The following is a 12,919-nucleotide window of genomic DNA, read 5'->3' on the forward strand; positions in this document are numbered from 1 at the left end:
TTTCAATGGATGACTGCGGTATCGACTGCGCTGGCCCGATTGGCGGCGACATCGGCTGTACCGTTCAACCGGGCGATGTTCCAACCGCCGCCCAGCGCCTTGATCAGGCCCACGTTGGCACTCAACTGCTGGGTCTGCAACTCGAGCACCGAACGTTGTGCCTGCAGCGAAGCGACTTGTGCGGTGACAACGTCAAGGTATCCGACAGCGCCCTGGCGATAGCGTGCCAGGGACAGGTCCTGGGCGTACTGCGCGGCCGCGGCGGCGTCGCGCTGGTCGTCCAGCGCGCTACCCAGGCCGGCGATCAACGAGAGATTGTTCTCGACCTGCTCGAACGCGCCGAGCACCACCCCACGATACTTGGCGGCGGCCTCGTCGGTGGCCGCCCTGGCGATATCCACCTGGGCCTGGCGCGCACCGCCGTCGAACAGGGTCGTCACCAGCGAGGGGCCGATGGCCCAGAACAGGTTCGGCGCGGTCAGCAGGCGCGCGAACTCGTCGCTCTGGTAGCCGCCTTGGGCACTCAGGGTAATGGCCGGGAACCAGGCCGCGCGGGCCACGCCGATCCGTGCGTTGGCCGCGGCGATCCGGCGTTCGGCGGCGGCGATATCCGGGCGGCGCTGCAACAGTGTCGAGGGCACGCCCGTCGGTATGCCAGGCAGGGCGATAGGCGCGGTGCTCGGGGCAATGGCGTAGGTCGACGCCGACTCACCGAGCATCGCGGCGATGGCATGTTCGATCAGTGCCCGCTGGGCGAGGTTCTGGGTCAACTGCGACTTCACCGTCGACAACTGGGTACGCGCCCTCGCCACGTCCAGGCCGGAGACGATACCGCCGCCGTGCAGGCCTTCGGTCAGGCTCAAGGCCTTGGCATAGGCGTCGCTGGTTTCATGCAGCAACTGGTCCTGCCAGTCGAGCCCGCGCAGGCGGATATAGCTGTCCGCCAACTGGGCCTGCAGGCTCAGGCGCACCGAAGCCAGGTCGGCCTTGGCGGCCAGCGCCTCGCTGTTGCCGGCGGCGACCGTGTCGCGCACGCGGCCCCAGAGATCGACCTCATAATCCACCTCGATACCCAGGGTCGCGGAGTTGTAGACGTCCGGCGAGGTGCTCGAACGCAACGGCCGCGTGTCCGACTGCCGCAGGCGCTGGCCACTGCCAATGCCCTCGATGGTCGGAAACAGTCCGGAGCGGGCCTGGGCGACAAACGCCTGGGCCTGGAGGTAGTGGGCCAGCGCAGCGCTCAGGTCGGGGTTGTTCTTCAGCAGTTGTTGCTGCATCGCATCCAGTTGCGGATCCTTGTAGATCCGCCACCAGTCTTCACGACTGGCCTGGTCGTCGGGCGTCGCCAGCGTCCAGGGCGCCTGATCGTGAAACTGTCCGGGCACCGGAGTGGCGGGCACTTTCAACTCCGGCGCCAGCGAGCAGGCGCCCAGGCCGAGACTCGCCAGCAGCCACAGGCTCGATGACCACAGCGCACGGGACTTAGCCATGGGGTTTGACCTCCGGGTTGTAGGCCACTTGCACCGCATCGTTGTCGGCCAGGCCATCGGGCGGCGTATCGATCACCCGGTCACTGGCCACCAGGCCGCTGCCGATCTCCACCGTGTCGCCAAAGTCACGGGCGATGCTGACGGTCTTGAACAGCACATGGTTGTTCGCATCCAGGGTCGCCACGCGCATGCCGTGGTCGTCGAACACCAGGGCGCTGGCCGGCAGGCGCAGCACATCGGCCTGCACCGGCAGGTCGAACTGCACGCTGGTATAACCACCCGGCAGCAGGCGACCGCCCGGGTTGTCCACCAACAGTTGCACCAGGGTACTGCCGGACGCCGCCGTCACCGCGTCGGCGGTGGCGATCACCTTGGCGGTAAACGCCTCCTGGCGGTACTCGGGCACCGTGAGCCGGGCCGTGGTACCGACGCGGATCTGTGGCGAGAAGGTCTGCGGTACCTGCACATAAACCCGCAGGCGGCTGACATCCGATACCGCGAACAGCTCGCGCCCGGCACTGCCGCCGGCGCTGATCAGGGCGCCGACGTCGGTGGAGCGTGCCGTGACCACCCCCTCGAACGGCGCGGTCAGGCGCTGGAAGCCCCTGGTCGCGACCAGTTGATCGACATTGGCCTGGGCCGCCTTGACCTTCGCCAGCTTGGCCGTCAGGTCACTGGTGCGCTCATCGACATCCTGGCGCGACACCGAGTCGGAAGCCAGCATCGCCTGCCAGCGCTTGGCCGTGGTTTCGGCCAGGGTGGCATTGGCCTGGGCCGAAGCCAGGTCGGCGCGGGCCTGCAGCAATTGCTGGTCGAGTTCAGGGGTGTCGATCTCGGCCAGCAGTTGCCCGGACTTGACGTGGCTGCCGATGTCCACTTTCCAGGACTTCAGGTACCCGTTGACCCGGGCAAAGATCGAGGCCCGCGAATAGGCCTCCAGTCGCCCCGGCAGGTTCAGCACCGGTCCCTGGGGCTGCACGCCCGGAGTCACCAGATTGACGCTGGGCAGCGCCTGGGTGTTGGTCCAGGTCTTCAGGTCGCGGGATTCGGTGGCGCGCACCACGATGCCGAAGCCCACGATGGCGACCAGCAAGGCCAGTCCCAGCAGGAGTGCAACCAGGCCACGGGACGAGCGCCGACGCGGGCCCTGGTTGGATACGATGGTGTCGATGGACATGTCAAACCCCTTGAGTGACGGTGGTCGTAAGCGTGGCGTGCTGGCGACGCCCGTGCACAAGACTGAAAATCAGTGGAACCAGGAACAATGTGGCAATGGTGGCGAAACCCAGGCCGCCGATCACCGCGCGGCCCAAGGGGGCGTTCTGTTCACCGCCCTCGCCCAGGCTCAGGGCCATGGGCGCCATGCCGATGATCATCGAGATGGCGGTCATCATCACCGGCCGCAGGCGGGTAAAGCCGGCTTCCAGGGCGGCCTTCACCGGATCGCCGTGGACCGCCAGGCGCTCGCGGCAGAAGCTCACCACCAGGATCGCGTTGGCGGTGGCTACCCCCATGCACATGATCGCCCCGGTCAAGGCCGGCACCGACAAGGGCGTATGGGTGATGAACAGCATCCAGACAATCCCGGCCAGGGCCGCCGGCAACGCGGTGATGATCACGAACGGGTCGCTCCAGGACTGGAAGTTGACCACGATCAGCAGGTAGATCAGCACCACGGCGCCCAGCAGGCCGAACAGCAGCCCGCCGAAGGCCGCGTTCATGGTCTGCACCTGTCCCTGCAACTGCACCTTGGAACCGGTTGGAACATCGCCGGCATGCGCCGCAAGGATCTTCTGGATATCGGCGGCCACGCCACCGAGGTCACGGCCCTGGATCGACGTGAGGATCTCCACGACCGGCTGGATATCCGACTGGGTCACCACCGAGTTGCCATGGCTGCGCTGGATCGACGCCAGGGCGCCCAGCGTCTGGTCGGACGCCGCGCCGGCGCTGCCGCTCAGTGGCAGGTTGTGCAAGGCGGCCAGGCTGTCGAGGCTGTACTGCGGGGTCTGCAACACGATCGGGTAGGACACGCCGTTGGCGTTGTTGAGCCAGAATGTCGGCGCTACCTGGCTGGAGCCGGCCAGGTTGACCACCAGGCTGTTGGTGACATCGCGCTCGGTCAGGCCGACCAGTTGCGCCCGGGTGCGGTCGACATCGATCTTGAAGGTCGGTAGTTGCTGCGACTGCTGGATCCGTGCATCCACCACGCCGGGCACCCGGCGGATTTCCCGCAGCAGGCGGCTGGCATAGCTGAAGTTGGCCGCCAGGTTGTTGCCGGCGATCTGTACGTTGACCGGTGCCGAGGAGCCGAAGTTGAGGATCTGCCCGACAATGTCCGAGGCTGGGTACGAGAACACCGCATTGGGGAATTCCCGCGGCAGCACCTCGCGCAACTCACGCACATAGTCGGCCGTCGGCTTGTGGCCTTCCTTCAGGCTGATCTGGATATCGCTGTCCTGGGAGCCGACCGTACCGGTGTTGTTATAGGCGGTGTTGATGCCGCTGATGGACAGGCCGATATTGTCCACCAGCGCCGCCAGCTGGTCCGGCTCGATCACCGAGCGGATCGACTTCTCGACCTCGGCGATCAGCTGCGCGGTACTCTCCACCCGCGTGCCCACCGGTGCCCGCACATGCAGCAGGATCTGCCCGGAGTCGACCTCGGGGAAGAAGTTGCGCCCCAGCAGCGGCACCAGCGCGAACGAGGCGAGCACAAAAGCCAGCATCGCGATCACGACCACGCGTCGATGGTGCAAGGCGCTGTCCAGTACGCCGTGGTAATGCCCGCGCAGGGTTTCGAAACACGCCTCGAAGCCGCGCTGGAAACGCACCAGCGGATTGTTCGAGGGGGCCACGTGCGGCTGCCCGTCATCCCCGTGGACATGGGGCTTGAGCAGGTAGTTGGCCATGGTCGGCACCAGGGTCCGCGACAGGATGAACGAGGCGATCATGGCAAAGATCACCGCCTCGGCCATCGGCACGAAGAGGAACCGTGCGACACCGTCGAGGAAGAACATCGGCACGAACACGATGCAGATACACAGCAGCGAGACAAAGGCCGGCGTGACGATCTGCGCGGCCCCGTCGAGTATCGCCTGCTCCACCGGCTTGCCCTGCTCCAGGTGCCAGTTGATGTTCTCGATGGTCACCGTGGCATCGTCCACCAGGATCCCCACCGCCAGCGCCAGGCCGCCCAGGGTCATGATGTTCAGGGTCTCGCCGAGCACCGACAAGGTGACAATCGACGACAGGATCGCCAGTGGAATCGACACCGCGATAATCACCGTCGAGCGCCAGCTGCCGAGGAACAGCAGGATCATCAGGCTGGTCAGCGCCGCCGCGATCAGGCCCTCGCGGGCCACGCCGCTGATGGCCGAACGGACGAACAGCGACTGGTCGCCGATCAGGTCGATATTCAGGTTCGGCGGCAAGGCGGCCTTGTTGTCGGCCAGCTTGTCCTTGATCCCGGCGATCACCCCGAGGGTCGAGGCCGAACCGGTCTTGAGCACCGGAATCAGCACCGACCGGTTGCCGTTGACGTGGACGATGTTGCTCTGCGGCGGGTTGCCGTCACGCACCGTCGCCACGTCACGAATCAGCACCGTGGTGCCATCGGCGGTCTTGATCGGCAGGTTCTCCAGATCATGGAAATCCGTGGGCGAGTTGTTCAGTTGCAGCGTGTATTCATAGCTGCCGATCTTCTGCGTGCCCACCGGGGTGATCACGTTCTGCGTCGCCAGGGCCGTGGCGACATCCTGCGCCGAAAGCCCCCGCGCCTGCATCCGCGCCGAGTCCAGGTCGATCTGCACCTGGCGGCTCTTGCCGCCGAACGGGTAAGGCACGGCCGCGCCGGGAACCGTGGTCAGCATCAATCGCACGGTGTTGAGGCCCAGGTCGCCCAGTTTCTGCTCGCTGAAACCATTGCCCGACAGCGCCAATTGCACGATCGGCACCGTCGAGGCGCTGTAGTTGAGGATCAGCGGCGGCACCGTGCCCGGCGGCAGGTTGCGCAGGATGGCCTGGGACACCGAAGTCAGTTGCGCGTTGGCGGTACTGATATTGACCCCGGGCTGGAAGAACACCTTGACGATCCCGTAGCCGGTCATCGACTGCGCCTCGATATGGCGGATGTCGTTGACCGTGGTGGTCAGCACCCGTTCGAAAGGCGAAGTGATCCGACCGGCCATCTGGTCCGGCGGCAAGCCGGTGTACTGCCAGATCACGGCGATCACCGGTATGCGGATTTCCGGAAAGATATCGGTGGGCGTGCGCCAGGCCGCGAGCGGTCCGACGATCAGGATGAGGATTGCCAGTACAACAAAGGTATAGGGGCGCCGCAAAGCAATGCGCACAAGGCTCAGCATGGAGGTGATCCAGACAAGGGGTTGGACAGTGAAGAAGGCGCATGACGCAGGCTCGCGGGGCGCTTCATACGGCGCTCTACTCCCGTCCCGCGCCCTCCTCAACCCGGGCAAACAGCACTGACATCCTGGTCATAAAGAGGCATATGCCACGATATAGATTTTAGTGGCATACGCAAGTATATTTCTTGCAGAACGCAGTCGAAGATCCAGTGTCAGAGGTGAAGGAGCCCTTCCGTCATCTGTGCAGTGATCTTTAAGCATCCATGGATTATGGAATCATTACGTGATCGGCCAGATCGCCGCCTCGGGAATGAAAGACCTTGTTCTCGAGACGGTCGCAGGCATAATTACCCCATCGACCCAGCCTTAAGAGAGTGATCAGCCCTTGAAATGTGCACCACCCGGTCCCGACAGCCCACAGGCCAGCAGTTGCGCGAACGGTGCCGTACGCCGCGCGTCCCGGCGCCTGGGGCAAATCTACGACGAGGCGTTCGCACCCTGCGGCCTGAAAGCCACCCAGTACTCCCTGCTGTCGCATATCGCCCGCTCCGACGAACCGCGCATGCGCGATCTGGCCCAGTCCCTGGTCATGGACCTGTCGGCGCTGGGTCATACCCTCAAGCCGCTGGTGCGCGACGGCTTGGTGCTGTTGCAGGTGGATGAACTCGACCGCCGCGGTCGTCGCGTGCTGCTGACCGAGGAAGGCCGACGCAAGTACGAAGAGGCGCTGCTGGTCTCCCGGCAGATGTCGAGCCGCTTCGAACAGGCCTTCGGCGCGGAGGAAACCCTCCAGTTGCGCAAGACCATGGACTTCATTTCCTCGGACGACTTCGCCCAGGCCCTGCTCGGCAGAGCCTGAACCCCGCGCGACCGTCAGAGAATCGAGCGAATGGTCCCGCCTTCCACGCGCATCGCCATGCCATTGAGCGCCGGCGAGGCCGCCAGGTGCAGAACGCTGCGGGCGACTTCCTCGGGCTCGATCATCCGCCGGATCAGCGACGTCGGCTCGGTTTCGTCGAAGTAGTCGGCCACCACCTGTTGCGGGCTGATCCCCTTCTCTTCGGCAATCTCCCGGTGATAACGACGCACCGCCTCGGTGGCGGTCGGGCCCGGTAATATCGAATTGACCCGCACCGCCGTGCCCCTGGTCAGTTCGGCCAGGGCCCGGGACAAGCCCAGCAGGCAGGCTTTCATCGCGCCGTAGTGAACCATCCAGGGTTGCGGCTTGACCGCCGACTCACTGCTGATGAACACCACCGAACCCTCGCCGCGGCTGAGCATGTCGTTCATCACCAGGCGGCTCATGCGCACGCCGCTCATGACATTGACGTTGAAGTAGTGCAGCCAGCGGGCATCATCGGTGTCGAAAAAATCCCGTACCTCGAAGATACCGACGTTGTTGATCAGGAAGTCGATGGGCCCGAACTCCCGGGCCAGGGCCACCAGTCGCTCGGGCACGCCGGCCTGGGTCAGGTCGCCGGCCAGCCCCTTGCTGCGCGGCCCCAGTTCTTCGAGGGCCTGGGTGACCTCTTCTTCCAGCAGACCGCTGATGACTACGTTGGCCCCTTCAAGCAGGAAGCCGTGGGCGATGGCCTTGCCGATCCCCGTGGCGCCGCCGGTGATCAGCGCCGTCTTGCCGGTCAGTTGATAATCCATGAAATCCGCCTGGGTTGTTCTTGTGCGGATCATCATGCCCCAGGCCCGGGCGAAGGATTTTCAAGAATTGTCGAAGACTGAATTAAGCCTTTTTGCAAAACCGCGTTGCCCGCTCAGTCCTGGGACAGGCGCGGGGCGATCCGTTCCAGCAGGAAGTCGATAAACACCCGCACCCGATGGGGCAGTTGCCGTCCGGGGCCGATGAAGACCGCGTGGATCGCCTCGCTTTCCCCGCTGTCCCAGGTTTCCAGTAACGGCACCAGGCGCCCGGCCTCGATATCGGCGCCGATATGGAAGTTGGCCAGCCGGGCGATACCCAGTCCGGCCAGTGCCGACTGGCGCATGCTCTCGCCGTCGCTGAGGAGGATATTGCCCTGGGGCTCGATCTCGATGCGCTGGCCCTCGTCGCCGCGAAACACCCAGGCCTGGGAGTAGCGGTGGAAACCGAAGCTGAGGCGGTTGTGCCCATGCAACGCCTCCAGTGACTCGGGCTTGCCGAAACGGGCGATATAGCTCGGCGCCGCCACGGTGATCAGACGGCTTTCGCCGAGCCGGCGCTGGACCAGGCTCGACTCCTTCATCGGTCCGGTGCGGATCGCCACATCCGCGCGACGTTCTAGCAGGTCGACCACGGTATCGGTCAGTTCGACATTGAGGGTGATGTCCGGATAGGCGGCGAGGAAGTCCGGCAGCAACGGCAACAGGCAATGCAGGCCGAACGGCAGGTTGGCGTTGACCTGGATCAGCCCGCTGGGCCGGGTGACATTCGCCACGTCGCGCTCGGCGTTATCGATCTGCTCGAGAATGCGCAGGCACTCGCTGTTGAAACGCTCGCCCTCGGCGGTGAGCTCCAGGCGCCGGGTCGAGCGATGCAGCAGGCGCGCGCCGAGCCGTTGCTCCAGGCGGGCGATCAACTTGCTCACCGCCGAAGGCGACATGTCCAGCTGGCGGGCTGCCTCGGAAAAGGTGCCGGCCGCAACCACCCGGGTGAACACTTCCATTTCGCCGGAGCGATTGATGTCTTTGATATTGAGCATGAATCGAGTTCACAGATGATTGGAGTTTCAGCAGTCTAGCTCATACCTGGGGTGGATCGTATCGTGAATGGATTCCAGCACCTGGAATACCTGCGCCTGCGCTTTTTTCCCGCGCCAGGCCCCACGACAAGAAGAGGACATCTCAGTGAAAATTTTCGTTACCGGCGCGACCGGCTATATCGGCGGCTCGGTGGCCAGCTACCTGGTCAAGGCCGGCCATCAGGTCAGCGGGCTGCTGCGCAATCCGGATCAGCGCAACGCCCTGCTGGAACTCGGTATCACCCCCGTGCTCGGCACCCTGGACGATGCCTTTATCCTCACCGAGCAGGCGCGTGCCGCCGATGTGGTGGTCAACGCCGCCAACTCCGACCACCTGGGGTCGGTACAGACCTTTATCGACGCCCTGCGCGGCAGCGGCAAGGTCCTGCTGCACACCTCGGGTTCCAGCGTGGTGGGTGACGATGCCCGGGGCGCCTACGAGCGCGCCGAGATTTTTACCGATGAAACACCGTTCACGCCGATGGACATCCGCAAGGACCGGGTCGAAATCAACCAGTTGGTACGGCGCGCCGGCGTCGAGGACGGTATTCGCAGCATCGTGTTCTGCCCGACCATGATCTATGGCGAGTCCCTCGGGCTGCCGGTCAAGAGCGACCAGTTGCCCAAGCTCTATGCCAAGTCCCGTGAATATGGTGCCGGCGCCTACATGGGCGCCGGGCTGCATCGCTGGTCCAACGTGCATATCGAGGACCTGGCCGAGCTCTATCGCCTGGCGATCGAAAAGGCACCCTCGGCTTCGCTGTTCTTCGCGGAAAACGGCGAGGCCTCGTTTATCGAGATCGCCACGGCCATCAGCAAGGCCCTGGGTTATGGCGGACGGATCCAGAGCTGGCCGGCCGACGAGGCCATTGCCCAACTGGGTGACTGGGCGCGCTTCGCCATCGGTTCCAACAGTCGTGTGCGGGCGGTGAATGCGCGGGTATTGCTCGGCTGGCAGCCCAAGCGCGAATCGATCCTGGAGTGGATCGAAAGCACGGACGTGCAGTGGTAAACCCCCGGCCGTATTGAGGTGATCGTTCCCACGCCGCGGCGTGGGAACGATCGGATGATCAGCCCAGCACTTCCCGCGCCACGCTCTCGATACCCGCCGCGTCCAGGCGATAGTGCCGGTACAGGTGCGTCGGCGGCGCGATCAGGCTGTACTCGTCGTAGATCCCGTGACGGCGCACCTTGACGCCGATGCCCTCCTCGGCAATCACCTCGCACACCGCCCCACCCAGCCCGCCGATGATGTTGTGTTCCTCGACGGTGAGAATTGCCCGGCTGTTGCGCGCCGCGGTCAATACCGCCTCGCGGTCCAGCGGCTTGATGGTGGTCATGTCGATCACGCCAACCGAACGCCCCGCCGTATTCAGTGCCCGCGCCGCTTCCAGCGCCGGGTGCACGGTGGAACCGGTGGCGATGATGGTCAGCTCGGCACCGGTGAGGTGCACCGTGGCCTTGCCGAAGACGAACGCAGGCACTTCTTCGTACACCACGGGGTCGCGCCCGCGCTGGATGCGGAAGTAGATCGGCTGCGGATGATGCACCGAGGCCAGGATTGCCGCCTTGAGCTGGTTGCCATCGGCTGGCGCGACGATAGTGAGATCGGCGATCGCACGCATGATCGCCAGGTCTTCGGTGGCGTGGTGGGAGGTGCCATAGAAGCCCAGGGAAATCCCCGCATGGTGGCCGATCAGGCGCACCGGCAGCGCCGAATAGGCGACGTCCATGCGAATCTGCTCGCAGCACAGCAACGGCAGGAACGAAGCGAAGGTGGCGACAAACGGCTGCATGCCGACCGCTGCCATCCCCGCCGCCGCCGAGACCATGTTCTGCTCGGAAATGCCGAACTGGACGAAACGTTCGGGGTGCAGTCCGGCGAATTTCGACAAGCCGTTGGAGTACTGCAGGTCGGCGGTACCGGCGACCACCGGATGGCCCTGATCGAGCAGTTCGATCAGCGCATCGGACAAGGCATTGAGGCTGGGGGTCTGCTCGTTGAGTTCACGGTACTGCCAGGAGTTGCTCGACTGAGGTGCGTTGTTCATGGCTTAGATGACCTTGCTTTTGATTTCTTCGACGGCACGTTGTGCATCTTCGGGATCGAGATAGCCCAGGTGCCAGCCCGGCTCGGTTTCCATGTAGGACACGCCCTTGCCCTTGACCGTATTGGCGATGATGCATACCGGTCGGGTACGCTGGGTGTCGGCTTTCAGCCGGCGCAACAGCGGGGTCAGGGTCGCCAGGTCATGGCCGTCCACCACATGGGTTTCCCAGCCGAAGGCGATCCACTTGTCCGCCAGCGGCTCGATGCCGATCACGTCGTCGACGCTGCCGTCGAGCTGGAAGCCGTTGCGGTCGATGATCGCGAACAGGTTGTGGACCTTGTGGTGGGCCGCGCCCAGGGCCGCCTCCCAGACCTGCCCTTCCTGCATCTCGCCGTCGCCGAGCATGACGAAGGTGTTGAACGACTGGCCCAGCATGCGCCCGGCCAGGGCCATGCCCAGGCCACCGGACAAGGCATGGCCGATGGAACCGGAAGAAAAATCCACGCCCGGCACCTTGCGCATGTCCGGGTGGTCGCCCAGGGGATTGCCCAGGCGGGTGTAGTTATCGAGGATCGACTTGTCGAAGAAGCCCCACTCCACCAGCACCGGGAACAGCCCGACGGCGGCGTGGCCCTTGCCCATCATGAAGCGGTCGCGATCCGGCCATTTCGGTTCGCCATGGCGCAGGTCCATCACGTCGTAATACAGCGCGGCGAACAGCTCGGCGGCGGAAAACACCGAGGTGTAGTGGCCGACCTTGGCGATCTCGATCAGGCGGATGGTTTCCAGGCGAATGAATTGCGCCTTGTCCCGCAAGCGGGCCAGTTCCTGCGCGGTCAGTTGGAAAGCCGCGTCGTCCTGCACGGACGATGGCCGCGGGTCGAGGCCTTGTCTTGTCAAATCAGTCATGGGTAGTGTCCAGACATATCACGGAAAAATCGGCCGCGGCGCTCAGGCGCGCGGCCGCACACGGACTCCGGCAGCCGGCCGGTTACTGCGCTTTCAGGCGCGGGGTCATGTAGTCGTTCAGGCGCTGCATGACCTGCTGCGCCGTCAGTTCCATCGAGCGCCGCCACAGCGCCTCGTCATCCCACTCGTGGAAAGTGGTCATCAAGGTGCCGAACGGCCCGGTCTGCTCGCTGAACGCCACCAGTTGCTCGGTGACCGAGTTCACGTCGCCGTAGATCACCATCTCGCGGATGCAGTGATCCACCGTCACTTCCTCGTCGGTCATGTCCGGGCGGGTCTTGAAGATCTTCGTGTAGTTGTTGCTCGACAGGTTATCGATCATGTAGTCGAAGTAGCGGCGCAGGGTGCAGCTGTCCTGGGCCAGGTAGTCTTCGGCCTGGGCCTGGGAGTCGGCGACGAACACCGAGCGCGCCACCCGCCAGTTGTTGGCATCGGCCTTGACCCCGGCCTCCTCGGCCCCCTTGCAGTAGGCCTGCCAATGCGAAGCGACGGTGGCCGTGGGGTTGAAGTTGGCCGACATCAGGTCCCAGTCCTTGCTTCCGGCCAGCTTCGCGGTGCTGGAGAACGGGCTCATGGCGGTAGTGGCGACCCGCGGGAAGGGCTTCTGGAATGGCGTCGGCATGTAACCGATTTCCAGTTCATGGTTCACCGAATCCTTGAGGCTGACCTGGAAGTGTTCGCCGGTAAACGCATATGGCGCGTTGCTGCCCCAGATGGCCCGGATCATCTCGTAGCATTCGACCATCATCTGCCCACGGTCCTTGCCGTTGCTGCCGAAGACCTCGAAGTCCGAGGCCAGGCCGCCCGGGCCGATGCCCATGATGAAACGCCCCTTGGCCATGTGGTCGAACATCGCGGCATCAGCAGCGATGCGTGCCGGGAAGTGATGCGGCAGATTCAGCACGCCGGTGCACAGCTTCATGCGCCGGGTCAGCGGAATCAGGGTGGAAAGGAACTGCAGGGCGTTGGTCACCGGCTCCGTGCGCTGCGAGGTGTGCTCGCCCACCCACAGCTCGTCGAAACCGACGGCGTCGGCATGCACGGCGCAGGCGATATCCTGGTCGTACATCTCGTGATAGTCCCAGCCCTTGTGGTGTAGCGGCTGCATGAACATGGCAAGTTTCATGTCGTTCTCCTGCGGTTTTCAATGAGCGCCACGGGACGAACCGGGGTTCGCGCCATGACGTTTTTCACACCGGGACGGTTTTGCGGGCATGCAAAGCCCCGCACCGCCCGGCGCGGTGTTCAAGCAATGAAGCGAATCGGGGCTGGCGCGACGGCCTCAGGTGTCGCACCGCCATGCTTGCGGG

The 12,919-nt window shown here is 64.5% G+C and carries 10 protein-coding genes; 2 read left to right on the forward strand and 8 right to left on the reverse strand.

Translation table 11 applies throughout. The features are described from left to right. Positions 1–2 precede the first annotated feature (2 nt). Genes KI243_RS16805 through KI243_RS16815 form a run of 3 tightly spaced genes read right to left on the reverse strand, consistent with a single transcriptional unit; the run spans position 3 to position 5,857 of the window. On the reverse strand, positions 3–1,490 hold the full coding sequence (locus KI243_RS16805; RefSeq protein WP_177131472.1) for an efflux transporter outer membrane subunit: 1,488 nt from the start codon (positions 1,488–1,490) through the stop codon (positions 3–5). Further along, the gene (locus KI243_RS16810) at positions 1,483–2,667 is read right to left on the reverse strand and encodes an efflux RND transporter periplasmic adaptor subunit (protein ID WP_178992344.1); all 1,185 of its coding nucleotides are present in this window, start codon (positions 2,665–2,667) and stop codon (positions 1,483–1,485) included. The genes KI243_RS16805 and KI243_RS16810 overlap by 8 nt, the downstream gene beginning before the upstream one ends. A gap of 1 nt (position 2,668) precedes the next feature. Continuing rightward, positions 2,669–5,857 (reverse strand): efflux RND transporter permease subunit, encoded by a 3,189-nt coding sequence (locus KI243_RS16815; protein ID WP_177082697.1) that lies wholly within the window; start codon positions 5,855–5,857, stop codon positions 2,669–2,671. 385 nt (positions 5,858–6,242) lie between these two features. On the opposite strand from KI243_RS16815, the gene KI243_RS16820 reads away from it, so the two are divergent. Next, a complete protein-coding gene (locus KI243_RS16820; RefSeq protein WP_017128522.1) occupies positions 6,243–6,716 on the forward strand; it encodes a MarR family winged helix-turn-helix transcriptional regulator in 474 nt (157 codons plus the stop codon). A gap of 14 nt (positions 6,717–6,730) precedes the next feature. On the opposite strand, the gene KI243_RS16825 is transcribed toward KI243_RS16820, so the two are convergent. Together KI243_RS16825 and KI243_RS16830 are read right to left on the reverse strand one after the other, a co-directional pair. Beyond that, positions 6,731–7,513 (reverse strand): SDR family oxidoreductase, encoded by a 783-nt coding sequence (locus KI243_RS16825; protein WP_017128523.1) that lies wholly within the window; start codon positions 7,511–7,513, stop codon positions 6,731–6,733. 113 nt (positions 7,514–7,626) lie between these two features. Next, positions 7,627–8,550 (reverse strand): LysR family transcriptional regulator, encoded by a 924-nt coding sequence (locus KI243_RS16830; RefSeq protein WP_103032494.1) that lies wholly within the window; start codon positions 8,548–8,550, stop codon positions 7,627–7,629. Between the two features lie 145 nt (positions 8,551–8,695). Here KI243_RS16830 and KI243_RS16835 point away from each other — a divergent pair, with 145 nt between their 5' ends. Further along, on the forward strand, positions 8,696–9,601 hold the full coding sequence (locus KI243_RS16835) for an NAD-dependent epimerase/dehydratase family protein (RefSeq protein WP_042936587.1): 906 nt from the start codon (positions 8,696–8,698) through the stop codon (positions 9,599–9,601). A 58-nt stretch (positions 9,602–9,659) separates the two neighbouring features. On the opposite strand, the gene KI243_RS16840 is transcribed toward KI243_RS16835, so the two are convergent. The 3 genes from KI243_RS16840 to KI243_RS16850 all read right to left on the reverse strand — a co-directional run bounded on the left by KI243_RS16840 (position 9,660) and on the right by KI243_RS16850 (position 12,735). Further along, on the reverse strand, positions 9,660–10,640 hold the full coding sequence (locus tag KI243_RS16840) for a transketolase C-terminal domain-containing protein (protein ID WP_017128526.1): 981 nt from the start codon (positions 10,638–10,640) through the stop codon (positions 9,660–9,662). A 3-nt stretch (positions 10,641–10,643) separates the two neighbouring features. Then, complete coding sequence (locus KI243_RS16845; RefSeq protein WP_103032493.1) at positions 10,644–11,549, reverse strand: transketolase; 906 nt, start codon at positions 11,547–11,549, stop codon at positions 10,644–10,646. Positions 11,550–11,631: 82 nt separating this feature from the next. After that, a complete protein-coding gene (locus KI243_RS16850; protein WP_017128528.1) occupies positions 11,632–12,735 on the reverse strand; it encodes an LLM class flavin-dependent oxidoreductase in 1,104 nt (367 codons plus the stop codon). Positions 12,736–12,919: the final 184 nt, after the last annotated feature.

Origin of the sequence: Pseudomonas sp. Ost2 (assembly GCF_018326065.1) — a bacterium.
Lineage (GTDB): Bacteria > Pseudomonadota > Gammaproteobacteria > Pseudomonadales > Pseudomonadaceae > Aquipseudomonas > Aquipseudomonas gingeri.

Bases quoted from the DNA above. Each gene is read 5' to 3' on its own strand.
- KI243_RS16825 (WP_017128523.1), bottom strand. From the start codon at position 7,513: ATGGATTATCAACTGACCGGCAAGACGGCGCTGATCACCGGCGGCGCC.
- KI243_RS16830 (WP_103032494.1), bottom strand. From the start codon at position 8,550: ATGCTCAATATCAAAGACATCAATCGCTCCGGCGAAATGGAAGTGTTC.
- KI243_RS16840 (WP_017128526.1), bottom strand. From the start codon at position 10,640: ATGAACAACGCACCTCAGTCGAGCAACTCCTGGCAGTACCGTGAACTC.
- KI243_RS16815 (WP_177082697.1), bottom strand. From the start codon at position 5,857: ATGCTGAGCCTTGTGCGCATTGCTTTGCGGCGCCCCTATACCTTTGTT.
- KI243_RS16810 (WP_178992344.1), bottom strand. From the start codon at position 2,667: ATGTCCATCGACACCATCGTATCCAACCAGGGCCCGCGTCGGCGCTCG.
- KI243_RS16850 (WP_017128528.1), bottom strand. From the start codon at position 12,735: ATGAAACTTGCCATGTTCATGCAGCCGCTACACCACAAGGGCTGGGAC.
- KI243_RS16845 (WP_103032493.1), bottom strand. From the start codon at position 11,549: ATGACTGATTTGACAAGACAAGGCCTCGACCCGCGGCCATCGTCCGTG.
- KI243_RS16805 (WP_177131472.1), bottom strand. From the start codon at position 1,490: ATGGCTAAGTCCCGTGCGCTGTGGTCATCGAGCCTGTGGCTGCTGGCG.